30 protein-coding genes and 1 pseudogene are annotated in these 21,608 nt (G+C 68.9%); 14 read left to right on the top strand and 17 right to left on the bottom strand.

Annotated features, from left to right (window positions below; all coding sequences use genetic code 11):
- Positions 1-6 precede the first annotated feature (6 nt).
- A complete protein-coding gene (locus V9E98_03875; GenBank protein MEI2716127.1) occupies positions 7-1,449 on the top strand; it encodes a glycosyltransferase in 1,443 nt (480 codons plus the stop codon).
- A gap of 58 nt (positions 1,450-1,507) precedes the next feature.
- Positions 1,508-2,476, top strand: coding sequence for an enoyl-CoA hydratase/isomerase family protein (locus tag V9E98_03870; GenBank protein ID MEI2716126.1), 969 nt, complete (start codon positions 1,508-1,510; stop codon positions 2,474-2,476).
- Here V9E98_03870 and V9E98_03865 read toward each other — a convergent pair.
- Both V9E98_03865 and V9E98_03860 read right to left on the bottom strand, forming a co-directional pair.
- A complete protein-coding gene (locus tag V9E98_03865) occupies positions 2,430-2,723 on the bottom strand; it encodes a GMC family oxidoreductase (GenBank protein ID MEI2716125.1) in 294 nt (97 codons plus the stop codon). The genes V9E98_03870 and V9E98_03865 overlap by 47 nt on opposite strands.
- 58 nt (positions 2,724-2,781) lie before the next feature.
- The gene (locus V9E98_03860) at positions 2,782-3,999 is read right to left on the bottom strand and encodes an FAD-dependent oxidoreductase (GenBank protein MEI2716124.1); all 1,218 of its coding nucleotides are present in this window, start codon (positions 3,997-3,999) and stop codon (positions 2,782-2,784) included.
- An 8-nt stretch (positions 4,000-4,007) separates the two neighbouring features.
- On the opposite strand from V9E98_03860, the gene V9E98_03855 reads away from it, so the two are divergent.
- Genes V9E98_03855 through V9E98_03845 form a run of 3 tightly spaced genes read left to right on the top strand, consistent with a single transcriptional unit; the run spans position 4,008 to position 6,240 of the window.
- On the top strand, positions 4,008-4,625 hold the full coding sequence (locus V9E98_03855) for an aminotransferase class III-fold pyridoxal phosphate-dependent enzyme (protein MEI2716123.1): 618 nt from the start codon (positions 4,008-4,010) through the stop codon (positions 4,623-4,625).
- A 20-nt stretch (positions 4,626-4,645) separates the two neighbouring features.
- The gene (locus V9E98_03850; GenBank protein MEI2716122.1) at positions 4,646-5,260 is read left to right on the top strand and encodes an aminotransferase class III-fold pyridoxal phosphate-dependent enzyme; all 615 of its coding nucleotides are present in this window, start codon (positions 4,646-4,648) and stop codon (positions 5,258-5,260) included.
- Complete coding sequence (locus V9E98_03845) at positions 5,260-6,240, top strand: DUF6206 family protein (protein ID MEI2716121.1); 981 nt, start codon at positions 5,260-5,262, stop codon at positions 6,238-6,240. Before V9E98_03850 ends, V9E98_03845 begins: the two co-directional genes overlap by 1 nt.
- Before the next feature lie 19 nt (positions 6,241-6,259).
- Here V9E98_03845 and V9E98_03840 read toward each other — a convergent pair whose 3' ends face one another.
- Positions 6,260-7,054 (bottom strand): N-acetylmuramoyl-L-alanine amidase, encoded by a 795-nt coding sequence (locus V9E98_03840; protein MEI2716120.1) that lies wholly within the window; start codon positions 7,052-7,054, stop codon positions 6,260-6,262.
- A gap of 79 nt (positions 7,055-7,133) precedes the next feature.
- On the opposite strand from V9E98_03840, the gene V9E98_03835 reads away from it, so the two are divergent.
- Positions 7,134-7,733, top strand: coding sequence for a carboxyl transferase domain-containing protein (locus V9E98_03835; protein MEI2716119.1), 600 nt, complete (start codon positions 7,134-7,136; stop codon positions 7,731-7,733).
- On the opposite strand, the gene V9E98_03830 is transcribed toward V9E98_03835, so the two are convergent.
- Positions 7,717-7,926 (bottom strand): hypothetical protein, encoded by a 210-nt coding sequence (locus V9E98_03830; GenBank protein ID MEI2716118.1) that lies wholly within the window; start codon positions 7,924-7,926, stop codon positions 7,717-7,719. The genes V9E98_03835 and V9E98_03830 overlap by 17 nt on opposite strands.
- Between V9E98_03830 and V9E98_03825 the strand changes: the two genes are divergently transcribed.
- The 6 genes and pseudogenes from V9E98_03825 (at position 7,853) to V9E98_03800 (ending at position 11,759) form a co-directional block, all read left to right on the top strand.
- Positions 7,853-9,316 (top strand): carboxyl transferase domain-containing protein, encoded by a 1,464-nt coding sequence (locus V9E98_03825; GenBank protein ID MEI2716117.1) that lies wholly within the window; start codon positions 7,853-7,855, stop codon positions 9,314-9,316. The genes V9E98_03830 and V9E98_03825 overlap by 74 nt on opposite strands.
- Positions 9,313-10,419: a hypothetical protein gene (locus V9E98_03820; GenBank protein ID MEI2716116.1), complete on the top strand. Its 1,107-nt coding sequence runs from the start codon at positions 9,313-9,315 to the stop codon at positions 10,417-10,419. Before V9E98_03825 ends, V9E98_03820 begins: the two co-directional genes overlap by 4 nt.
- Complete coding sequence (locus V9E98_03815; protein ID MEI2716115.1) at positions 10,385-10,750, top strand: biotin/lipoyl-containing protein; 366 nt, start codon at positions 10,385-10,387, stop codon at positions 10,748-10,750. Before V9E98_03820 ends, V9E98_03815 begins: the two co-directional genes overlap by 35 nt.
- Positions 10,747-10,971 (top strand): hypothetical protein, encoded by a 225-nt coding sequence (locus tag V9E98_03810; protein ID MEI2716114.1) that lies wholly within the window; start codon positions 10,747-10,749, stop codon positions 10,969-10,971. Before V9E98_03815 ends, V9E98_03810 begins: the two co-directional genes overlap by 4 nt.
- 202 nt (positions 10,972-11,173) lie before the next feature.
- Positions 11,174-11,476: pseudogene (locus tag V9E98_03805) on the top strand (hydroxymethylglutaryl-CoA lyase).
- A 109-nt stretch (positions 11,477-11,585) separates the two neighbouring features.
- The gene (locus tag V9E98_03800) at positions 11,586-11,759 is read left to right on the top strand and encodes a hypothetical protein (GenBank protein ID MEI2716113.1); all 174 of its coding nucleotides are present in this window, start codon (positions 11,586-11,588) and stop codon (positions 11,757-11,759) included.
- Here the strand turns inward: V9E98_03800 and V9E98_03795 are convergent.
- From V9E98_03795 to V9E98_03780, 4 genes are all read right to left on the bottom strand, one after another.
- On the bottom strand, positions 11,721-12,719 hold the full coding sequence (locus V9E98_03795; GenBank protein MEI2716112.1) for a glycoside hydrolase family 3 N-terminal domain-containing protein: 999 nt from the start codon (positions 12,717-12,719) through the stop codon (positions 11,721-11,723). The two genes, V9E98_03800 and V9E98_03795, sit on opposite strands and share 39 nt — an antisense overlap.
- The gene (locus tag V9E98_03790; GenBank protein ID MEI2716111.1) at positions 12,706-12,840 is read right to left on the bottom strand and encodes a hypothetical protein; all 135 of its coding nucleotides are present in this window, start codon (positions 12,838-12,840) and stop codon (positions 12,706-12,708) included. Before V9E98_03790 ends, V9E98_03795 begins: the two co-directional genes overlap by 14 nt.
- A 95-nt stretch (positions 12,841-12,935) precedes the next feature.
- On the bottom strand, positions 12,936-13,421 hold the full coding sequence (locus V9E98_03785; GenBank protein MEI2716110.1) for a patatin-like phospholipase family protein: 486 nt from the start codon (positions 13,419-13,421) through the stop codon (positions 12,936-12,938).
- Positions 13,422-13,469: 48 nt separating this feature from the next.
- Entirely contained in the window at positions 13,470-13,865 is a 396-nt protein-coding gene (locus V9E98_03780) for a patatin-like phospholipase family protein (GenBank protein MEI2716109.1), read from the bottom strand.
- A 169-nt stretch (positions 13,866-14,034) separates the two neighbouring features.
- On the opposite strand from V9E98_03780, the gene V9E98_03775 reads away from it, so the two are divergent.
- Positions 14,035-15,327 (top strand): acyl-CoA dehydrogenase family protein, encoded by a 1,293-nt coding sequence (locus V9E98_03775; GenBank protein MEI2716108.1) that lies wholly within the window; start codon positions 14,035-14,037, stop codon positions 15,325-15,327.
- On the opposite strand, the gene V9E98_03770 is transcribed toward V9E98_03775, so the two are convergent.
- Positions 15,324-16,388: an LLM class flavin-dependent oxidoreductase gene (locus tag V9E98_03770; GenBank protein ID MEI2716107.1), complete on the bottom strand. Its 1,065-nt coding sequence runs from the start codon at positions 16,386-16,388 to the stop codon at positions 15,324-15,326. The two genes, V9E98_03775 and V9E98_03770, sit on opposite strands and share 4 nt — an antisense overlap.
- 498 nt (positions 16,389-16,886) lie before the next feature.
- Here V9E98_03770 and V9E98_03765 point away from each other — a divergent pair, with 498 nt between their 5' ends.
- Positions 16,887-17,711, top strand: coding sequence for a lysylphosphatidylglycerol synthase domain-containing protein (locus V9E98_03765; GenBank protein MEI2716106.1), 825 nt, complete (start codon positions 16,887-16,889; stop codon positions 17,709-17,711).
- A gap of 24 nt (positions 17,712-17,735) precedes the next feature.
- On the opposite strand, the gene V9E98_03760 is transcribed toward V9E98_03765, so the two are convergent.
- The 8 genes from V9E98_03760 to V9E98_03725 all read right to left on the bottom strand — a co-directional run.
- Positions 17,736-18,146 carry a hypothetical protein gene (locus tag V9E98_03760; GenBank protein ID MEI2716105.1) on the bottom strand — a complete coding sequence of 137 codons (411 nt, stop codon included), beginning with the start codon at positions 18,144-18,146 and terminating at the stop codon, positions 17,736-17,738.
- 319 nt (positions 18,147-18,465) lie between these two features.
- The gene (locus V9E98_03755; GenBank protein MEI2716104.1) at positions 18,466-18,930 is read right to left on the bottom strand and encodes a hypothetical protein; all 465 of its coding nucleotides are present in this window, start codon (positions 18,928-18,930) and stop codon (positions 18,466-18,468) included.
- Complete coding sequence (locus tag V9E98_03750; protein ID MEI2716103.1) at positions 18,861-19,520, bottom strand: hypothetical protein; 660 nt, start codon at positions 19,518-19,520, stop codon at positions 18,861-18,863. Before V9E98_03750 ends, V9E98_03755 begins: the two co-directional genes overlap by 70 nt.
- Positions 19,474-19,842, bottom strand: coding sequence for an FtsX-like permease family protein (locus tag V9E98_03745; GenBank protein MEI2716102.1), 369 nt, complete (start codon positions 19,840-19,842; stop codon positions 19,474-19,476). Before V9E98_03745 ends, V9E98_03750 begins: the two co-directional genes overlap by 47 nt.
- Before the next feature lie 142 nt (positions 19,843-19,984).
- Positions 19,985-20,251, bottom strand: coding sequence for a hypothetical protein (locus V9E98_03740; GenBank protein MEI2716101.1), 267 nt, complete (start codon positions 20,249-20,251; stop codon positions 19,985-19,987).
- 223 nt (positions 20,252-20,474) lie between these two features.
- The gene (locus V9E98_03735) at positions 20,475-20,600 is read right to left on the bottom strand and encodes a hypothetical protein (protein MEI2716100.1); all 126 of its coding nucleotides are present in this window, start codon (positions 20,598-20,600) and stop codon (positions 20,475-20,477) included.
- A 494-nt stretch (positions 20,601-21,094) separates the two neighbouring features.
- On the bottom strand, positions 21,095-21,271 hold the full coding sequence (locus tag V9E98_03730) for an ATP-binding cassette domain-containing protein (GenBank protein MEI2716099.1): 177 nt from the start codon (positions 21,269-21,271) through the stop codon (positions 21,095-21,097).
- On the bottom strand, positions 21,271-21,608 hold a 338-nt coding region (locus tag V9E98_03725; GenBank protein ID MEI2716098.1), incomplete at its 5' end, for a hypothetical protein. The genes V9E98_03725 and V9E98_03730, both read right to left, overlap by 1 nt.

Raw genomic sequence — 21,608 nt, 5'->3', positions numbered from 1 at the left:
GTGACCATGTTCGAGGTCAAGCTGTCACCGCGCCGCATCGAGGATCTGTCGGTCGTCGTTCCCCAGGATCGGATCAATCGGCTGCGCGACGATGTCGTTCCGCGGATGAAGGAGAAACTCAACGGCAACCAGATCATCAACGTCAACTCCACCGCCGCGGGTGGCGGAGTCGCGGAGATGCTGCATGTGCTGTTGCCTTTGACCTTGGGTGTCGGAGTCCCGACCCGCTGGTTCGTTCTCGAAGGAGACCCCGAGTTCTTCGCTGTCACCAAGCGGCTGCATCACAGGTTGCACGGCAACGAGGGCGACGCCGGTCATCTCGGCCCGGACGAGCAGGCCGTGATGCGCCGGGTCACCGATGCCAACGTCGACGTGCTCCTCGACAACATCACCCCGGGCGACGTGGTGATCCTGCACGACCCCCAGCCGGCGCCCATGGCCGCCATCCTCGCGGCTCGCGGAGTCCCGGTCGTCTGGCGCTGCCACGTCGGTGTTGATTTCGACAACCTGTTCACCGACGAGGCATGGGAGTTCCTGCGCGAGTTCCTGTACGGCAATGTCGGTGAGTACGTCTTCACGCGCCCCAGTTATGCCCCTGAGTGGGTGGCTCCCGACCTGTTGCGGATCATCAAGCCGTCCATCGATCCGCTGGCGCCCAAGAACCAGGAACTCAGTTCGGAGACCGTCCTGGGGGCGTTGTCCGGGTCCGGCATCATCCAGGGGCCGGGGTTCGGATCGGCGTCATTCGTCCGGGGCGACGGCACCAGTGCGCCGTTTCGCATGCAGGCGGAGATTGTGCGCTCGGGGGAACCGCCGACGCCGGACACGCCGTTGGTGGTGCAGGTGTCGCGGTGGGACCCGCTGAAGGACATGGCAGGTGTGATGCGGGGATTCGTCGACCACGTCGCGGCCGACACCGTGGCGCACCTCATGCTGGTCGGACCCTCCACGGCCTCGGTCTCCGATGATCCCGAGGGGCAGTCGGTGCTGGACGCCATCATCGCGCAGTGGCGCACCCTGCCCGATGACGTGCGGTCTCGGGTCCATCTGGTCAGTCTGCCGATGGACGACCCCGAGGAGAACGGCGCCCTGGTCAACGCTCTGCAGCGCCACGCGGCGGTCGTGACCCAGAAGAGCCTGGCCGAAGGCTTCGGACTCACGGTCACCGAGGCGATGTTCAAGGGCACGCCAGTGGTGGCATCGGCGGTCGGTGGTATCGCCGACCAGATCGACGACCAGGTGTCGGGCATCCTCATCGCGGATCCCCGCGACCTGCAAGGGTTCGGGCACGCCATCGTCGGACTGTTGGGTGACCCGGTGACCGCACAGCGGATCGGCAGAGCAGCCCGGCAGCGTGCCATCGACGTGTTCCTCCCCGACACCAGCCTGGACATGTGGGACGACGCCGTCCTGTCGGCCATCAGCCATTTGCAGTCCCGGTCCAAATGAACCTGATGAACCTGATGAGCCAAATGAACCTGATGAACCTGAGGGTGCAGGCACACCCGTGATCCCCGATCTCGACACCATTCGACTCAAGTCGGACGGCCCGGTGCTCACCGCCCGGATCGACAACCCTCCGACCGATCTGCTCGACGCTGCCGTGATCGCGGACCTGGGGGAGCTCACCCTCCACCTGGCCAAGGACTCCGGCGTCCGCGCTCTGGTCCTCGCGGGACCCCGGCCTGGGGTCTTCGTTCCCCACTACCTGATCGATGACATCCTCACGGGCACCGAGCAACTGGGCATGGCCACCCCCTATGCCGCAGCGCGGGCCGGACTGGCTGCTGTCGCCGGGCTGTCCCGTGTCCCCGGTGCCCGCTCGCTGCTCGCGGCGACACCCGCCGCGGGACTGCTCGATCTGGTCGACACCCATCGGACGTTGAACCGGCTCGGTCGACTGCCACAGGTCGTGATCGCGGCGATCGACGGAGACGCGCTCGGTGGAGGGTGCGAACTCGCGTTGGCCTGCGACATCCGGATCATGTCCCGGGGTGATTACCGCATCGGACTTCCCGAGCTGTCCGCCGGCATCCCGCCCGGCGCGGGCGGCACCCAACGGCTCATGGCCGCGGTCGGCCCCCTGCGGGCTCGCGCGCTCATCCTGGGAGCCCAGACCCTGTCACCCGACGAGGCGTTGGGGCTCGGGCTTGTGGACTCGGTCGTCGCTCCGGCCGAACTGGCCGGTGTCGTGGCCGGCATCGCGGACACCGTGTCCGGGTGGAACCCCGCCGCAGTCGCGGCGGCGAAACGCGCACTCCGCCCGCCTGACCTGGCCGCCGGCCTGCGTCGGGAGTCCGGTGGTTTCGTGGCAGCGGTGTCCGGCTCAGACGCCATCGAGCACCTGCGACGCTTCACCACCGCATCGAGATCCGAGTCCGGCCGCACCCCCTGGCGGGACCGCTCGTTCCTGCCTGCCCGGTTCGGAGTCAGCCGGCCAGCCAGCGCTCAGCAGCCCGCTCCGCGAGCGCTGTGATCGTCCAGGACGGGTTGACCCCGATGTTCTCCGGCACCACAGAGCCGTCCATGATGCGCAGGTTGTCGTAGCCGAAAACGCGATGGTCCGCATCGACGACGCCAGTGTCGGCTGTCGGGGCCATCACGGCTCCGCCCAGGATGTGAGCGGTCGCTCCGATCCCCAACAGAGACTCCAGGACGGTCGTGTAGGCCCGCCCCCCACTGGCTCGCGCCACCGCCGCCCCCGCCGCGTCCGCCTGCGGCAAGTGGGTCGGAATCGGCGGAACACCGGCAGCGGTACGGGACGCCAGGCGCCACGATCCTCTACGTCCGAGTGGTCCCTTGACTCAGTTCGAGCCGGATCTCGTTGTCGTCGTGCTGCATCACCGTCAGCACCGTCGTGCGGCGATGCCAGTCGCGCGGCCACACGTTCGCGAACGACTCGCGCGGATGGCGCAGCATCGCCGCCAGCGTGGCACGTCGACGCTCGCGCTGGTCACCTCCGGTGACGGCGGGACTGAGGTACCACTTCATGAACGAGTAGGACTTCGGGAAACGGTTGTTGGTGATGTGGGTTCGCTCGTCCGGGTAGAAGTCGCTGGAGATCGTGGAGCCTCGGGTGACGTCGGTGCCCGGAGGGTGCAGCACCGCGGCGAACGCCTCGGAGTTGGTGCGCACGTGATCGCCGAGCCGCGGCGAGAGGTCGGGCATCGTGCCCCACCGGTCCCGGCACGACAGCAACAGGCCGGTCGTGCCCAGAACCCCGGCTGCGAGTACCACCTCACGCGTGATCAGTGAGGAGATCGAACGCCTGTCGACCGGATCGGACAGCACCACTTTCCACCCGTGGTCGCCGCGTTCGCCCAAGGGCACGAGCGACTCCACCCGGGAGCGGGTCCGCACCGTTGCGCCCAGGTCCTCGGCGCGACGCAGATACGTCAGGTCGGTGGACCTTTTGGCGCCGTATGGGCAGCCGGTGATGCATTGCCCGCACTGAACACAGTCGTCGAACTCGATTCCCTGCCACGTCGCACCGTACGTGTCCGCGGCACCCATCGCGGCTGCTGCCTGCTGCAGCCATTCGTCCTGGATCCCGCGGTGGGGATTGCGTTGCCGCCCCAACATCTGCGCTGCGGTCGCGAAGTGGGGCTCGAGTTCTGCGTGCCAGTCGATCCCGGTCGCCGCCCAACCCGGCGCAGCGAGGACTTCGGCGTCGGGGCGCAACAGCACCGCTGCGTAGACGAGTGAGCCGCCCCCCACACCCACACCGCCGACCACTGTCACATGGCGCAGGACCGTCTGCCGGAAGTAGCCGCTCAGGCCCAGCGCCGGTTCCCACAGCAGCGCCCGGGTACTGTCCGCGCCGCGCTGGAGGTCCTCAGGGGTGACCCTGTTGCCCTGTTCGCACACGATGACGGAACGCCCGGCCTCGGCCGCCCGCAGCGCAGCGACGCTGCCGCCGAAACCGGATCCGATCACTGCTACGTCGCAGTCATAGCCACCCACACCAGTCAGCATCGCAGACGTCGCAGGTGACACCATCGGTGACCATGACCCCCCTTACCAAAGCCCAGATCCTCGACCTGGCCGAGCAGTACGTCTGTCCCGACCGGGTCCGGTTCCTGCGCAACGCGGGCATCGACCTGGTCATCGGCCGTCGTGAGGGATATCGGCTGTGGGACATGGACGGTCGGGAACTCATCGACGTGCACCTCAACGGTGGCGTGTACAACCTCGGCCACCGCAACCCGCGGTTGATCGAGGTGTTGACCCACGCGCTGAGCGACTACGACATCGGCAATCACCACTTCCCCAGCAGCGCCCGAGCGATCCTGGCACGCGACCTTGTGGCGGCGACGCCCGGCGCGCAGTACGCGGTGTTCGCCAGTGGTGGCGGCGAAGCGGTCGACCTCGCCATCAAGAGTGCACGCCGCGCCACCGGGCGTACCCGGATCGTCTCGGCACGCGACGCCTACCACGGACACACGGGGCTGGCTCTGGCCGCCGGTGACGAGACTGCGGCGAGGTCGTTCTACTCGGACTCCGACTCGGTCACCAGGGTGCCGTTCAACGAACACGGCCGCACTCGCCACCGCCTTGGAGGCAGGCGATGTGGCGGCGGTGATCCTCGAGACGCTGCCCGCCACCGCGGGGTTCATCCCACCTGAGCGCCGGCTACTTGGAGTCTGTGCGCTCACTGTGCGACCAGCATGGCGCCATGTACATCGCTGACGAAGTGCAGACCGGGCTCGGACGGTCCGGCCACATGTGGGCCGGCGAGCGGTTTCAGGTGGTGCCCGACATCCTGGTCACCGGCAAAGGGCTGTCGGGCGGTCTGTATCCGATCGCGGCCACCCTGCTGGGGGAACGCGCGGGGGAGTGGCTGCAGTCCGACGGTTGGGGTCACATCTCGACTTTCGGGGGCGCGGAGTTGGGCTGCGTCGTGGCGGGCGAGGTCCTGACCATGACGGCCGAGACGTTGCCCTCGGTCCCCGACCTGGAACGTGCCTGGGCGGCCGGACTAGCGGACGTGCAGAAGGCCCACCCCGACTGGCTCGTCGAAGTGCGACAGACCGGCGTCATCATCGGGCTGCGCTTCGCTCATGAAGCCGGCGGCATGCTGATGACCCGACTGCTGTTCGACGAAGGAGTGTGGGCGATGTTCGCCGGTTTCGACCGCAGCGTGCTCCAGGTCAAGCCGGGACTGCTCATGGATCCCGCGGACACCGCCGCCGTACTCGCCGCTCTGGACCGAGCCTGCACGGTCGCAGAACGGACCTTGCATCCGAACGAGGCCAACTGATGGACGTCACGGCCGGAGCAGTCGCCCTGCAGCGACTGGAGGATGGTTTGGATCCCGCGCACCCGGAACGCTCCGGGGTGCAGGTGCTCGCCTACGGCGAGATCTCGGCCGCGCTCTTGGTCCCCCGCGAGCCGGCCCTCGCCGACGTCGTGGTCAAGCGGATGTCCGGCTTCGCCGACGACGCCGCTGCGACGAAGTACGTGGAGTTGCTCCGGGAGTATCTCGAACGACTGTCGGGATTGGGGATCACCACCCTGCCCACTGAGCCGGTCATCGTCACCCGTCGCGGCCGCGGCCCCACCGTGTACCTCATGCAGCCCCGAGTGGCCGCGGACGACCTGGGCAACCGGGTCCTGTTCGATGCGTCAGACGATGAACTCGCGGCGGCGGTCACGGCCGTTTTGGTGGAGGTCGGCAAGGTTCTGGAGCGCAACGCGGCGGTTCTCCGGCAGTCGGGACCGGCCGACGAGATCTCCATCGACGCCCAGTTGTCGAACTGGGCGTTCCACGGCGAGGTGCCGGTGCTGATCGATGTCGGCACGCCCTTCATTCGCCGAGAAGGCTCCGTTCGCGGGTCCGGCGGCCACGCCTTCGACCAGGAGATCCTGCTCAGTGCCGTCCCGCCGGGGATCCGCCACTACTACCGCCGCAAGGGCACGGCAAGCGAGTACATGGACGACTACTTCGACGCGCGCCTGATCGCCGTCGACCTGCTGGGCAACTTCATCAAGGAAGGCGCAGCCGAACGGCTCCCAGTCGGGATCGCGGCCGTCAACGAATGGCTTCGCGGCGCGGGGAGTAATCTGCCTTCGGGCGTGGGCACCCGCCCCGACGTCACCCGACCGGAGGTCGAGGAGTACTACGAGAAGGATGCGGCGACGCTGGCTCTGTTCCTACGGGTGCGCCGGATGGACCGGCAGATCAGGCACCTGTTGCGCCGCCCCTACGACTTCATCCTTCCGGGACCAGTGCGGCGCTGAGAGCTCACCAGGAAGGCGCTCAGCAGGAAGAGGGCGCCCACCGCGGCGGCGAGGTGTCCGCGTCCGTGCCGGCGAGCCGTTCGTTCAACCGCCGCCGGTAGTCGTTCATGGTGCGACGGCTGAAGTCACCGTGCGTCTGGCATCGCCAGGGTCCGTACCGTTCGTGGTGGAACCGACTGCGCACACTCTCGCTGTGGCCGATCACGTCGCCGGTCGCCAGCCCGAACTCGGTGACCAGCCACGACGTCAGGGCCAAGGAGGCCTGCCGCTGCCTCCGGTTGCCCATCACCGCCCCATCGGACATGCCGACATGCTCGATGCCGATCATGCTGTCGTTCAATCCGACCGTGTGCCGACACCGGATGGTCGTCGACACCAGCTGATAGATGGTGCCGTCGCGGTCGATGACGAAGTGGGTGCACACCCCGGGAAGCTGCCCCAACTCCGGATCCGGCTGGTTGGCTCTGAACGTCGCGAACACTGACTCCAAAGAGTTGGTCGCCGTGTAGTGCTGCACGACACCGCGCGGCTGCAGCCGCCACTCAGCTTCGCCGTAATGGATCTTCGAGTAGTGGGCCATCTGATGCCTGCGCGCGGCACCGTAGGGAATCGGACGTTGCACGATCGTCGGGCGGGTCCCCGGTTGAGTCGCCGGTTGGCTCGCGGGCTGGCTCGCGGGCTGGCTCGCGGGCTGCCTCGCAGGGTTCGAGTCGCCCGCTGGTGCCGCATCAGTCGGGGGAGCGCAAGCTGCGGGCCCGGCCAGTGCGGTGGACATCACGATCACGGCGACGGTTCCGATCAGCGATGCGGTCATACTCCATCATCACACCCGCGCAGGTTCGGCTACCGTGAGACGTCGGCATGGACAGCCACGACACAGAGGGGCGCGGCGGATGACAGTCCTGGGTACGCGCATCGACCCGTCCTCTGCGCAGGCACTGGCCAACGACACCGCCAACCGGGAAATCGCCGCCGATCTTCACGCTCGGCTGGCCGTCGCCGCGCAGGGCGGCCCGGAGCGGTCGCGCAGCCGCCACGTCGAACGGGGCAAACTCCTGCCCCGGCAGCGTGTCGATCACCTCCTCGACCCTGGATCGCCGTTCCTGGAACTGTCCCCGCTGGCCGCGACCGGCATGTACGACGACGAAGCGCCGGCCGCCGGGATCATCACCGGCGTGGGGCGCATCAACGAGCGGCTGTGCATGGTCGATCGCCAACGACGCCACCGTCAAGGGCGGCACCTACTACCCGATGACGGTGAAGAAGCACCTGCGCGCGCAGGAGGTCGCGGCGCAGAACCGGCTGCCGTGCATCTGCTCTGGTCGACTCCGGCGGGGCGTTCCTGCCGATGCAGGAGGATGTGTTCCCCGACCGCGAGCACTTCGGACGCATCTTCTACAACCAGGCGCGCCTGTCCGCGCTCGAGGCATCCCGCAGATCGCCGCGGTGATGGGGTCATGCACCGCCGGGCGGCGCCTACGTGCCCGCCATGAGCGACGAGGCGGTCATCGTGCGCAACCAGGGCACGATCTTCTTGGGCGGACCCCCCGCTGGTGACGAGCCGCCACCGGCGAAGTCGTGACTGCCGAGGACCTCGGCGGCGGCGAACTTCATTCCCGCACGTCGGGGGTCACCGACCATCTCGCGGACAACGATCGCCCACGCCCTACAGATCGTCCGGGACATCGTCGACACACTGCCGCCACCCCCGGCCGCGCCCTGGCAGGTCCGCGATCCCGCCGAGCCCGCCGTGGACCCTACGACCCTGTACTCCGTGATCCCGCAGGACACCCGCACGCCCTATGACGTCCGCGAGATCATCGCCCGACTTGTGGACGGCAGCGAGTTCACGGAGTTCAAGTCCGAGTACGGCACCACGTTGGTCACTGGCTTCGCGCACATCATGGGACACCCGGTCGGCATCATCGCCAACAACGGGGTCCTGTTCTCGGAATCCGCACTCAAGGGCGCCCACTTCATCGAGCTGTGCGACCAGCGTCGGATCCCATTGCTGTTCTTGCAGAACATCAGCGGTTTCATGGTCGGCCGCGACTACGAGGCCGGAGGCATCGCCAAGAACGGCGCCAAGATGGTCACCGCCGTGGCCTGCGCCCGGGTGCCCAAGTTGACCGTCGTTATCGGAGGGTCCTTCGGGGCGGGCAACTACTCCATGTGCGGCCGGGCCTACTCGCCCAGGTTCTTGTGGATGTGGCCGAACGCGCGTATCTCGGTCATGGGCGGTGAGCAGGCCGCCTCTGTCCTCGCGACGGTGCGCCGCGAGCAGTTCGAGGCGCGCGGCGAAGAGTGGCCGGTGACCGCCGAGGAGGAGTTCAAGGATCCGATCCGGCAGTCATATGAGGAGAAGGGCAGTCCGTACTACGCGACCGCCCGACTGTGGGATGACGGTGTCATCGACCCGCTTGACACCCGCCGGGTCGTCGGCCTGGCCCTCGGTGTGTGTGCGCTGGCACCCCTGGAGCCGATCTCGCTGCGGCGTGTTCCGGATGTGATGGGGATGTACGACACGGTCCTGATCGCCAATCGCGGCGAGATCGCCGTGCGCGTGATCCGCACTCTGCGGGCGATGGGAATCCGCTCGGTGGCTGTCTACAGCGACGTTGATTCCGGATCCCGCCATGTGCTCGAGGCCGACGAAGCAGTGCGCATCGGTCCCGCCCCGGCCGCGCAGTCCTACCTGGACATCGACGCGGTCATCGCGGCAGCCCGCCTCACCGGAGCCCAGGCGATCCACCCCGGCTACGGATTCCTCAGCGAGAACCCCGACTTCGCCACGGCGTGTGCGCAGGCGGGTATCGTCTTCGTCGGCCCGCCGGTCGCGGCGATCGAGGGCATGGGCGACAAGATCGCGGCCAAGAACACAGTCTCGGCGGCGGGCGTTCCGGTGGTGCCGGGGCGCCACGACCCGGACATGTCCGACGCCAATGTCGCGGCAGCAGTTGCCGAGATTGGATACCCATCGATCCTGAAACCTTCGGCCGGCGGCGGCGGCAAAGGGATGCGCGTCATCCGCGACGAATCAGAGGTCTGCCGCCGGTATCGCAGCAGCGCGGCGTGAGGCACGGCGCTCCTTCGGCGACGACACGATTGCTCGTGGAGCGTTACATCGACCGGCCGCGGCACATCGAGGTGCAGGTCTTGGCTGACGCACACGGCAACGTCATCCATCTGGGCGAGCGGGAGTGCAGTCTGCAACGGCGTCACCAGAAGGTGATCGAAGAGGCCCCGTCGCCCTTCGTGACTCCCGCCGTCCGCGAGCGACTGGGCAGGGCGGCCGTCGATGCCGCACGCTCCTGCGGCATACGTCGGCGCGGGGACAGTGGAGTTCATCGTCGATGGCCGCGACCCCGACTCGTTCTACTTCCTCGAGATGAACACCCGTCTTCAGGTCGAACATCCCGTGACCGAGATGGTCACCGGCGTGGGACCTCGTCGAGTGGCAGCTGCGGATCGCCGCTGGGGAGCGACTACCTCACCCGAGGCCCCGGAGCTGACCGGTCACGCGATCGAGGCGCGCGATCTACGCGGAGGATCCCGGCCGCGACTTCCTGCCGAGTTCCGGTCGGCTGCTCACCATCCGCGAACCGACCGACGGTGCGGGTGGACTCGGGAGTCGTCGCCGGTCAGGCGATCACGGGGGACTACGACCCCATGCTCGCCAAGGTCATCGTCGCCGCGGCCGATCGCGAGACCGCCCTGGATCGACTCACCCAAGCGCTGACGCGTACCACCTACCTCGGGTGTCGCCACCAACACCCGATTCCTGACCCGGCTGTTGGGTCTGCCGTCGGTTCGCAGCGCCGAGTTGCACACCGGCCTGATCGAACAGCACCCGGACATCGCGGCGGATCCCGCGCCGACCAGACCACTGCGTCGCCGCCGCCGCGGCTGGAATGGCTGCTGGCGCTGACACCCGACAGGTTCCGTGCGGACCCCTGGGCCGTGCCGGACGGCTGGCGGCTGGGCGGACCGCCTGCAGCAGTCTGGTCTGACCCTGCGATCGCCGGGCGGACGTCGTCCCATCAGGTGGCGCATCACCGGCGCTGGCGCACGGACTGCACCGTCGTCATCGACGACGAGCCGCGCGCTGAGCGCTGTCCGCGCCGAGTGGCGCGGCGACCTACTCGTGGTCACCGCGAACGGGGACACACGGCCCTATGACGTAGCCCGCGCCGGTACTGACGTCTGGTTGGCCGCCGACGGCGTGACCGAGCGTTTCACCGAGACTGAACGGCTCGCCGCCGAGGGTGGCGCGGCGGGCACGGCAGGAGTCGGTGCCGTGCACAGTCCCATGCCCGGCACGGTGATCGCCGTCGCTGTCGCCGCGGGGGACCGGGTCGCTGAAGGCGCCCCGCTCGTCACGGTCGAGGCCATGAAGATGGAACACACCCTGACTGCTCCGGCGGCATGCGACAGTCCGCGACGTCGCCGTTGTCACCGGCGCGCAGGTGGCGATGGACGAGTTGCTCGTCCTGCTGGAGGCCGACGATGAGTGAGTTGCCCGACGCCGTCCCGTCCGAAGCCGCTGCCCTGCCGGACGTCGTCTCCCTGCCCGGACTTCCCGAACGGGTCACCATCTGGGAAGTGGGCGCGCGCGACGGACTGCAAAACGAACCGGGGATCATGCGACACAAGCGTGAAGGTCGAGTTCATCGAACGGCTCGCGGCCGCGGGTCTCCCGATCGTCGAGGCGACATCGTTCGTGCGTCCTGAGTGGGTGCCGCAACTGGCCGATGCCGGTGGATGCTCATGTCCGGCATCACGCGGCGCGAGGGCACCCGGTACCCGGTGCTGGTGCCCAACCTGCGGGGCCTGCAGGGTGCGATCGACGTGGGGGCCACCGACATCGCAGTGTTCGCCAGCGCGACCGAGACCTTCGCGCAGAAGAACCTCAACCGTTCGTTGGCCGACGCAGATGGAGATGTTCGCCCCCGTCATTACCGCGGCTGTCGCCCGACGCGGTATGACAGTGCGGGGCTACGTGTCGATGTGTTTCGGCGACCCGTGGGAAGGTCGGGTGCCGCCGCAGCAGGTCATCGATGTGTGCCGCCAGTTGGTTGACGCCGGCTGCACCTCGCTCAGTCTCGGCGACACCATCGGCGTCGCGACCCCGGGCCAGGTCACGGGACTGCTCGGCGAGCTCGCCGATGCCGGGATCGCGCTCGACACCGTCGGCGTGCACTTCCACGACACCTACGGCCAGGCGCTCGCCAACACTCTCGCCTCGTTGCAGGCCGGCATCACGACGGTCGACAGCAGCGCGGGCGGCCTGGGCGGGTGCCCCTACGCCGAAGTCGGCCACCGGCAACCTGGCCACCGAGGACCTGGTGTGGATGCTGGACGGCCTCGGCATCGACACCGGCGTCGACCTGCCCGCGCTGGTCGAGACGAGCGTGTGGCTGGCCGGCCACCTCGGCCGCCCCAGCCCCAGTCGTGTCGTGACCGCTTTGGCACGCGGCGCTTCAGGTCAGCGAGTCCTTCAGCGCCCTGATGCGATCTGAGGACTGCAGCAGTTGATCCCGATCGAGCGTTCCGCGGTCGATCGCGCGCTTGACGGCCTTGACGACTCCGATCGGATCGGTCGAGCAGGTCATCGCCCAGTCGACACCGGCACGCAAGGAGGCGACGGTGGCCTGGGCCTCGGTCAGCCCCCGCGCGGACGATGCCGCCGCCATGGACAGAGAGTCGGTGATGATGACCGTGTCGGGTCCGGCCTGGCCGCGGAGCACGGAGATCGCCTTGCGCGACTGCGTGGCGGGAACACCGTTCGGCGTCAGGCCCCGCGACTGCACGTGCGCGACCATCACGGCGGGAACACCCGCGGCGAAGGCGTCCTCGAAGGGCACCATGTCGGCGCGCTCCAGTTGGGCGCGGTTGGGGACGCGGGCCGCGAACTGGTGGGTGTCACGGGCATGGCCGTGGCCCGGCCAATGCTTGACGACCGGAGCGACCCCCGACTCTTGCAGACCACGAGACCACGCGATGACGTCCTTGCCCACATGGCTCGGACTGGACCCGAAGGATCGCCCCAGATCGTCGATGTAGGAGCCGGGCACCCGCAGATCAGCGACAGGAGCCAGACTCATCAGCACTCCCAGTTGCGCCATTCCACGACCGTATTTCGCAGCCACACGCTGCAGTTTGGCCACCGGCCAGTTGCCCATGGTCTCCGCCGACGGCAATGGGCGGATCACGGAGTCGAGCCGCTGTACTGAACCGCCCTCCTCGTCGGAGGCGATCAGGGGCTCATGCCCCTGCGGCGCCGCGCGTTCCACACGCGTCAACTGCCGCCGCAAGTCGCTGGGGGCGTCGTTGCCGAGTAGGACGATCCCGGCCATACCTTCCTTCGCCATCCGGCGTTGCATGCCGGCGTTGCGCATGTCGGTGCACCCGAACAGGACGTCGGCTGCCAGGGTCCGGTTGGACACCTGCTCGTCCCCGGCTTGCTCATCGACTGTCACAGTGGCGGACCCCGAGAGATCGCCCCGACACCGCACCGATCGACTCCCCGTGCGCCGCCGCGACCCCGGGCAGGAGCACGGCGACCGTCAATCCCGCTGCGGCGGCTGTGGTGATGCGCATGGCTTGGCCCTTCCTTCTGCGGTCCTTCTGCGGCTCCCTGCGATTGTCCCCCGGAATCCGGGGTGCTCCGACCCAGTCACGTGTTCGGCGACTCATCAGCCGGACAAATGCTCCCGGATGACTCGGGCCGCGAGTTCGCACGCGGCGAGACCGACGGCGGGCCGCTTGGCCAGGTCCATCGAGTTCAGCCCCATCAAATGGCGCAGATGAGAGTCGGGCTGAAACACGACGACGGGGGTGCCATGACGGGTGACCGCGGCGATCTCACGGTCAAGCTGGCGCCGCAGCGGTGACCGCGGGATGTTGACCAACTCGAGTGCGAACGGATCGGTTGTGCTCAGCGGGGCGGAGACGAGGATCAGGTCCAGTGGGGGGCCGTCGGGCAGGGGCCCCGCGAGCAGGTCCAAGTTGCACACCGAATGCGCACCGCCGTCCACGTATCGCTCACCGTCGATATCGATCGGGCTGAAGTACCCGGGAATCGCGCACGAGGCACTGACCGCCAGCGGCACCGTCGTGACAGCATCTCGCCCGAACACTGTGCGCTGGCCGCTTCCCAGATTCACTGCGGTGATCCACATGGGTCGCTGCGGCCATTCCTCGAACAGCGACCGAATCCAGGGTTGACCTCATCGACCGAGATGGTGCCGGTCGGCAGAAGAGCCGCGAGCGCCACCCCCAGGGGGAACCTCAGAGGATTGCCCACAACAGCGCGAAGCAGCCGAGGGGAGGCAGGTCGCAATGGTCCGCGGCGACGTCGCGGTGGTTGCGGGATCGACCCCGATGCGGTCGAGCACCCGAGCGGCCTCGGCTGAAACCGGGCGCCCCGATACTCGGTTGAGGTACTCCGCCGGGGGGAAGCCGGCACGCAGCAGTGCTGCGGACGTGGAGCCCGCGGAGGTGCCGACGATGACCTCCGCGTCGCGGGCGTCCCACCCCTGTTGGGCCAGTGCGGTGAGCACACCGGCGTGGAAGGCGGTTCCGGTGATCCCGCCGCCGCCGAGTACGAGTCCGATCCGAGGCACCCGCCCAGCCTGACACGTTGGCAGGCATGGGATCGTATGAGGGCACGCGAGCCGGAGGAGAGTCCAGTGCCCGATTTCCGTTTGTCATCCGAGCACGAGGATCTGCGCAAGACCGTCGAACAGTTCGCCCACGACGTCGTGGCGCCGGTCATCGGCGACTTCTACGAACGTGAGCGAGTTCCCCTACGACATCGTGCGCCAGATGGGCGAGATGGGGCTGTTCGGCCTGCCGTTCCCCGAGGAGTACGGCGGCATGGGCGGGGACTACTTCGCGCTGTGCCTGGCCATCGAGGAGCTGGCCCGGGTGGACTCATCCGTGGCGATCACGCTGGAGGCCGGAGTGTCGCTGGGGGCGATGCCGATCTACCGGTTCGGCACCGAGGAGCAGAAGCGGGCAGTGGCTCCCCGCTCTGACGTCGGGCCGGATGCTGGGGGCGTTCGGCCTCACCGAGCCGGGCGGCGGCATCCGACGCGGGGGACATCTCGCACCACCGCCACGCTTGACGGCGGTCAATGGGTCATCAACGGCACCAAGGCGTTCATCACCAACTCGGGCACCGACATCACCGGGCTGGTCACCGTGACCGCCCGTAACCGGGATCGACGAGGACGGCCGACCGGAGATTTCCGCCATCATCGTGCCGTCCGGGTACGCCGGGCTTCACCGTGGCGCCCGGGTAGCTTCGCCATCGCCACCCCGGTCCCCGCGGCCACCATCATGCTGTTGCGCGATGGCGCGCAAGGCCTCGAAGTGTTCATGGTCGTGCGGCACCATCAGATCGATTTCGCCTCGGGCGCGCTGGTGTTCCCGGGCGGCAAGGTCGATCCGCAGGATGGCGATGCCCGGGTGCTCGAGCGCGTGGCCGCGTATCGACAGCCAAGCGTCGAGCAATCGACGCTGCGTGCCGCCGCAATCCGCGAAGCGTTCGAGGAGTCGGGCATCCTGCTCGCGCGTCAGCGCGGTGGCGCCGCCATGACGCTCAACGGGGCCCAGGCCCGCTGGCGCGACGGCCTGAACGCGAACAAGCTGACACTGGGCGATCTGCTGATCGAGGGCGACCTGCAACTGGCCAGCGACGATCTGGAGCATTTCTCGCACTGGATCACGCCCGAGTTCATGCCCAAGCGCTTCGACACCCATTTCTACCTCGCCCGGGTGCCGGCCGACCAGATCGCGGCGCACGACGGCCACGAGAACGTCGATTCGGTGTGGATCAGCCCGAAGCAGGTGATCGAGGATGCGCGCGAGGGCCGGCGCACGGTGATCTTCCCCACGTTGTCCAATGTGGTGCGGCTGGCGCAATTCAATTCGGTGGCGGCAGCATTCGAGGGCACTCGCGCCTCGACGATCGTGCCGATCAAGCCCTGGGTGGAGAACCGCCCCGACGGGCGCTATGTCTGCATCCCGCGCGACGCCGGTTTCGCGCTGTACGAGCACAAGGCGCCGGCCCCGGGAGCCTAGCGGTTGCGTTCGTCCATCAACGGTCTCACCCAACGGGCGAAGCGGGTCGCTTCCTCGTCGTGCAGGTAGCCCGACAGGCAAAACGAACGGCATCCCAGGTCGACGAACTGCTGCAAGGTGTCGGCGCACTGGCGCGGGTTGCCCACCACCGCGATACCCGCGCCGGGACGTACCTTGGTGATGCCGGTCCACAAGTGCGGTGCGATCAGCTCGCCATGGGTGCGCGCCAGTTCCTGCACCCGGCGATTGGCCTCGGACACCGCGTAGTGGCTGCGGATGAATTCGGTCTGCGCCTCGGTGACGCCGGCCACCAGCGCGTGCGCGGCATCCCAGGCCTCCTGTTCGGTCTCACGACACACGATCTGCAGCCGCATGCCGAAGCCGATGGCGTGCTCGCGGCCGTGGCGCGCGGCCAGTGCGCGGATGTCGCGCATGTTCGATGCGATCCGCTCGGGGGTGTCGCCCCAGAACAGATGGGTGTCGGCGTGCCGGGCCGACAGCTCCCAGGCCTGGCCCGAGCCGCCGCCCAGGTAGAAGCGCGGATGCGGGGTCTGCAAGGGGCGTGGCGCGATGCGGGCGCCTTGCAGACGGTGATGGCGTCCCTCGAAGCTGACGGCGCCGGGCGTGGTCCACAGCGCCTTCATCACCGCCACGTCCTCTTCCATGAGTTCGTAGCGTTCTTCCTTCGAGAGCAGGATGCCGTCCTGGCGGGCCTCGTCATCGCTTTGCCCGGCGATCAGGTTCACCGCCACCCGCCCGCCCGACAGCCGGTCCAGCGCGGCGATCATCCTCGCCAGCAGGATCGGCTTCACATAACCGGGCCGCGCCGCCACCAGCATCCGGATGCGGGTGGTTCGGGCCAGCATCATCGCCGAGGTGGCGTAGGCATCCCAGCAGGCCGAAGCCACCGGCACCAGCAGGTAGTCGAAGCCCCCCGCTTCGGCGGCCTGGGTGATGCGATCGAACAAGTCGAGCGAGGGCGGGATCGCCGCGTCGCGATTCGAATAGGCGCTGGTGTCGCCCGATGTGGGCAGGAACCAGCCGTACTCCAGGCTCGGCATCGGATCGTCTCCTCAGGGGGGTCGTAGGAACCCTACCAGAACCGCGCTGGCGGGGGCGACCGGCGTTTCGCTCCCGGTGTTTTCGGCGGTTCGTCCGAATTGCCGTCACTGGCAAGCGGGCGCTTTGGACTCGACCCATCTTCCCAACTAGAATCCGGGGCTCGCGGCGACGCCCGCCGCCCGGTCCGATCGAGGAGATCGTGGAAGCCCCCGCACTCAGTTTGAAGAGGTCGATGGTCATCGGCACGCTCGCGCTCGGCGCGGTTGCCAGCGCGGTCTACCTCTGGTGGTCGCTGCGCGATGCCCATCTGGAGACCATCGTCGAGCGGCTGACGTCCACCGACGGCATGCTGCTGGTGGGGGCGATCGGCCTGAGCTGCCTCACCATCTTGCTGCGGGCCGCCCGCGTCTCGCTGTTGCTGGGTCGCTCGCCGGCCGACCTGCCAGGCAGCCTGCCCTCGATCATCGCCGGCTATCTCCGGCAATCTCGCGTTGCCGATGCAGGCGGGGGAAGTGGCTCGGGTGGTGGTGGGCAATCGCATCAGCGGCACCCGGCCGGCGGCCATGGTCGCGGCCATGGCGATCGAACGCGCGACCGACCTGGCCGTCGCGTTGGGAGGGCTGGCGCTCGCGCTCATCCTCGCACCTGACGTGCCGCTGTCGCTGACCGCCACCGGGGTGGCCGCCTTGCTGGCTACGGCGCTGGCCGTCGGTTTCGTGTTCGCGGCGCGTTGGCGCCCGGAGTGGATCCTGTCGTTCAGTCGGGTCGTCGAATTGTGGTTGCCGGATTTCGCGGCGCGGCTGATCGCCCACCAGACCCGTGAGCTGTGCGAGGGCCTGCGGGTGATGCGGGGCGTGCGGCGCACCGCCGTGTTCATGGCGGTCACGCTGGCGATCTGGGCCTCGGTCAGTGCCACCATCCTGCTGGGACTGGCCGCCGCCGACGCGCAAGCGCCGCTGATGGCCATCGTGCTGGTCAATGCCTTGCTCACGCTGGCCATGGTGCTGCCCCTCGGCGCCCGGCTACATCGGCACCTTCCAGATCGCCTTCGTGCTGGCGTTGGGCTCCTTCGCCATCGATGCCGATGTCAGTGTCGCGGCCTCGTTGGTGTTCCATCTGTCCTTGATCGCGGCGGTCGGCCTGATGTCGCTGGTCACGGCATTGGGCATTCCGGGCCTGCGGGCGCGCGACTAGCGTTTCGACAGACCGGCCCGATCAGCGCGAGGCGTCACGAGCCTTGTGAAGGAATCAGCCGCTCGGGTGCGGCTGATTCCTTCACGGGCTTCGAGCGCGGCTCAGGCGCCACAGCGGCCAGACGGTGACCAGGCCCAGCAGGCTGCCCACGATCACGATCCGCACCCCCTGGTAGCCCAGCCGCGCCGAGGCCATCTCCACCAGGATCCAACCGACCAACTGCGCGGCCCCCGCCGAGGACGGGCCGCGGGCTGGCCGGCCGCCTCGAACACCTGGCGAGTGAACAGCCATTGCGCGAGCACCACCGGTGGCGCGATGCAAACGCCGAACAGCAGGCCGCTCACCAGCGGCGGGCGGGGAGGCAACTGCGGCTCGATCGTCTTCACCAGCAGCACGCCCAGGCAAAAGCCGATCGACATCGCCAGCGGCCAGAGCAGCAGGCGCGGCTGGCGCAGCCGGGGGGCCAGCGCCAGCGCCGTCGCCTGGCAGGCGCCGATGAAGGCGCCATAGAACGCGTTGCGCAGGCTGCGCTCCAGGCCCTGGGCGTCGAAAATCGTTGGCACCCAGCCACCAGCCCAGCGGAAGCGCCAGCGCGTTGGCGGCCAGCCAGGCCAGCAGCAGGACCGGGATGGGGACGCGAGGGGCGGTCATGTGGACAGTCCCGCGGCCGGAGCGCGAGGCGCTGGCATGCTCAGGCCGCGCGCAGGCAGTCGACGATCTTCAGCCGCGCCGCCCGCCAGGCCGGCATGAAGCCGCCGACCACGCCCATGAACAGCGCGAACAGCAGCGTCTGCAGCGGCGATCGCCGGCGTCAGCGTGAAACTGGAAGGCCAGTTCGGCAGAAGGTCTGGAAGTTGGTGGTCGAAATGTCCACCGCCTGCATCAGCGCTGGCCGCCGCCAGCCCGATCAGCGCCGCCCACCAGCGACAGCAGCAGCGCTTCGGCCAGGAAGGCGCACCAGCACCGCGCCGCGCCGGAAGCCCAGCGCGCGCAGCGTGCCGATCTCGCCGATGCGCTGAGGCCACCGCGGCGAACATCGTGATCATGGCGCCGACGATGGCGCCGATCGAGAAGATCACCGCCAGCGACAGTGCCCAGGATGCGGATGAAGGTGGCCAGCGCCTCGCTCTGCTCGGCGTAGAAGCGGACCTCGCGCTTGGCCTCGAGCGTCAGGCGCGGGTCGGCGTCGATCGCGGCTTGCGCGCGCGCTCGAAGTCGCCGGCGTCGGCCAGGCGGAAGACCACGGTCGAGAAGGCGCTGGCGGCGGAAGGCCTGCATCATCTGTTCGGCATCGCCCCAGATCTCGGAATCGAAGCCGCTGCTGCCGGCGTCGAAGACGCCGACCACCGGTCCAGTCGCGGCCGCGCGAAGCGCAGCGTCTCGCCCAGGCCGCACGCCGCTCGAAGCCGCCGGCCACCGCGCGGCCCGGCCACGATCTCGCGTGGTGCCGGGCGGAACATGCGCCCTTCGACCAGCGCGCACCTGCGGCCGCAGCTGCCAGCGCCGGCGGCGAGGTGCCGCGCACGCGTCACGTTGCTGGGCTTGCCGCTGCCGCGCTTGGGCAGGTTGTTCAGCACCACCGGCTCCTTGCTGACACAGCGCGCCGGCCCTGGCGCGTCGGTGGCGATGCCGGGCAGGCTCTCGATGATCGCCGGCCTGCTCGCGCGTCGATCGCCGCTGTTGATCTCGGCGCCGGCGCCCTTGCGCAGCACCATCACGTTGTCGGGCTGGCCGGTGGCGACCAGCGTGGCGCGGATGCCCTCGCTCATCATCAGCACGGTGGCGAAGACGTAGACCACCAGCGCCATGCCGCCGGCGGTGAGCAGCGTGGTGACGCGCCGCACCCACAGGTTGCGCGCGATGTAGGAGAAGCGGGACGGCTTGTCATGCTCAGGCCACGTGCGCGCAGGCCGTGCGACGATGTCGATGCGGCTCATCTGCCAGGCCGGCCAGGCGGCGGCGACGACGCCCACCAGCAGCGCGGCCGCGCCGCCTGCAGCAGCCATCGTGGTGGCCGAGCACGCGGAACACCGGAAGCAGGGTGCCCGACCGCCTTGCGCGAAGGCCGCCGCCAGCGGCAAGCGTCAGCAGCGATGCCCGAGCAGCGCCGCCGATCAGCGCGATCACCAGGCTCTCGCCGAACAGCAGGCGCACCACGAAGCCCGGCGAGAAGCCCAGCGCCTTCAGCGTGGCGTATTCGGCCAGGCGTTCGCGCGCGGTCATCGTCATGGTGTTGGCCATCACCGCCATGATGATCACGACGATGATGCAGGCTCACCGCCTGGATGGCCACCAGGATGGCCTCGCTCATCGACGACGAAGCCGAGCTGGAAGGCCTTCTCGGTTTCGGTCAGCGTCTCGGCCAGCGAGTTGCGGAACTGCGCGTCGATGCGCTGCGAGATCAGCTGCCGCGTCGTCGGGCTCGCGGATGCCCGACGACGTAGACGCCGACGCTGGTCGCGCGCGCGTGGCCGCAGCGCTGGCGCATGGATCTCGTTGAGGTAGTGCCCAGTGGAACAGCATCTGCTGCTCGTCGGTGCTTGGCGTCGGCGCCGTCGTAGATGCCGCGCAGCGTGAAGGTCCAGGTGCCGGGGTAGATGGTGCCGCGCAGCGGGATCTGGTCGCCGATCTTCCAGCCGAACTTGTCGGCCAGCTTGCGGCCGACCACCGCGCCCTGGCGGTCGCGCAGGAAGGCCTGCGCGCTGCGCGTCGGGCAGCACGATACTCGGGGTACAGCGCCAGGTAGCTGGCCGGCTCGACCGCGAACTGCGGGAAGAAGTTGCGCTCGGTGATGTAGACGCCGCCGAACCAGTTGGCCCAGCGACACGCCGGCTGACGCCCGTCGACGCGCGCGCATGCGCTCGCGCGTAGTTGAGCGGCAGCGGCGAAGGTCAGCGAGATGGCGCTGCGCGTGACCAGGCGCGTGCTGCGACGATGGCCTCGGCGCCGGCGTACCAGGCGTCGACGATGGTGCGCAGCAGGCCGAAGGCGCAGATCGCCACCACCAGGCCGACCATGCGTCAGCAGCGTGCGCAGCTTGTGGCGGAAGGCGTTCTTCAGCAGCAGGCGTGAGCAGGAACATCGGGCGTCGGCGCTCGTCGGCGCCAGGCCGGCAGCTCGTCGGCACCAGCACGCCCTTTTCGAGGTGCACCACGCGGTCGCGCGCGTGCCGCGGCCTTGGGGTCGTGGGTGACCATCACGATGGTCTTGCCGAGTTCGCGCGCTGCAGGCGGCTCCAGCAGGTCGAGCACCTCGCTCGCCGGTGGCGCGGTCGAGGTCGCCGGTGGGTTCGTCGGCGACGATCAGCGTGCGGGTCGGTGACCAGGGCGCGGGCGATCGCCACGCGCTGCTGCTGGCCGCCCGACAGCTCGTTCGGGTAGTGGTCGGCACGGTCGGCCAGGCCGCACCAGCTCCAGCGCCGCGCTCACGCGCTGCGCGGCGCTCGCGCGCGCGACAGCGCGCGTCAGCAGCAGCGGCAGCTCGACGTTCTCGAAGGCCGTCAGCACCGGCATCAGGTTGTAGAACTGGAAGATGAAGCCGACGTTGCGCGGCGCGCCAGTCGGCCAGCTCGCCTTCGCCCAGCGCGGCGATGTCGACGCCGCCGATCTCGATGCGTGCCGCCGCTGGGCTGGTCGATGCCGGCGATCAGGTTGAGCAGCGTGCTCTTGCCCGAGCCGCTGGGCCCCATCAGCGCGACGAACTCGCCGTGCGCCACGTCCAGGTCGACGTCGACCAGCACCGGGATGCCTGATCGCCGCGCTGGTAGGCCTTGGACAGGCCGCGAATCCGGATCAGCGGCGCACGGTCTTCGGCCGCGATGTTCATTTGCCCACCACCCGTACCGCCCGCCCCGTGGCCAGTTCGGGTGACGGAGTCGGCCACCACCCGGTCGGCCGCCTTCAACTCACCGGCGATCTCGATCAGGTCGCCGATGCGCCGGCCCGGGGTCGCCGGCACTGCCTGCGCCGTCGTCGAGCCGCCCGACTCGACGATCCGGGAATTCTGCTTGCGGCCATCGCGTTCGA

The sequence above is a fragment of the Candidatus Nanopelagicales bacterium genome (genome assembly GCA_037045355.1).
In the GTDB taxonomy this organism is placed as follows: Bacteria; Actinomycetota; Actinomycetes; order S36-B12.
The sequence above is the reverse complement of the archived record's forward strand: the minus strand, read 5'-3'. Positions and strand labels throughout refer to the sequence as shown.

Excerpts from the sequence above, each read along its gene's own strand:
- V9E98_03875 (MEI2716127.1), top strand. The coding sequence starts at position 7 with ATGTTCGAGGTCAAGCTGTCACCGCGCCGCATCGAGGATCTGTCGGTC.
- V9E98_03860 (MEI2716124.1), bottom strand. The coding sequence starts at position 3,999 with ATGGTGTCACCTGCGACGTCTGCGATGCTGACTGGTGTGGGTGGCTAT.
- V9E98_03855 (MEI2716123.1), top strand. The coding sequence starts at position 4,008 with ATGACCCCCCTTACCAAAGCCCAGATCCTCGACCTGGCCGAGCAGTAC.
- V9E98_03845 (MEI2716121.1), top strand. The coding sequence starts at position 5,260 with ATGGACGTCACGGCCGGAGCAGTCGCCCTGCAGCGACTGGAGGATGGT.
- V9E98_03840 (MEI2716120.1), bottom strand. The coding sequence starts at position 7,054 with ATGACCGCATCGCTGATCGGAACCGTCGCCGTGATCGTGATGTCCACC.
- V9E98_03835 (MEI2716119.1), top strand. The coding sequence starts at position 7,134 with ATGACAGTCCTGGGTACGCGCATCGACCCGTCCTCTGCGCAGGCACTG.
- V9E98_03830 (MEI2716118.1), bottom strand. The coding sequence starts at position 7,926 with ATGTCCCGGACGATCTGTAGGGCGTGGGCGATCGTTGTCCGCGAGATG.
- V9E98_03810 (MEI2716114.1), top strand. The coding sequence starts at position 10,747 with ATGAGTGAGTTGCCCGACGCCGTCCCGTCCGAAGCCGCTGCCCTGCCG.
- V9E98_03790 (MEI2716111.1), bottom strand. The coding sequence starts at position 12,840 with ATGCGCATCACCACAGCCGCCGCAGCGGGATTGACGGTCGCCGTGCTC.
- V9E98_03785 (MEI2716110.1), bottom strand. The coding sequence starts at position 13,421 with ATGTGGATCACCGCAGTGAATCTGGGAAGCGGCCAGCGCACAGTGTTC.
- V9E98_03770 (MEI2716107.1), bottom strand. The coding sequence starts at position 16,388 with ATGCCGAGCCTGGAGTACGGCTGGTTCCTGCCCACATCGGGCGACACC.
- V9E98_03765 (MEI2716106.1), top strand. The coding sequence starts at position 16,887 with ATGCAGGCGGGGGAAGTGGCTCGGGTGGTGGTGGGCAATCGCATCAGC.
- V9E98_03750 (MEI2716103.1), bottom strand. The coding sequence starts at position 19,520 with ATGAGCCGCATCGACATCGTCGCACGGCCTGCGCGCACGTGGCCTGAG.
- V9E98_03735 (MEI2716100.1), bottom strand. The coding sequence starts at position 20,600 with ATGGTCGGCCTGGTGGTGGCGATCTGCGCCTTCGGCCTGCTGCGCACC.
- V9E98_03730 (MEI2716099.1), bottom strand. The coding sequence starts at position 21,271 with ATGGGGCCCAGCGGCTCGGGCAAGAGCACGCTGCTCAACCTGATCGCC.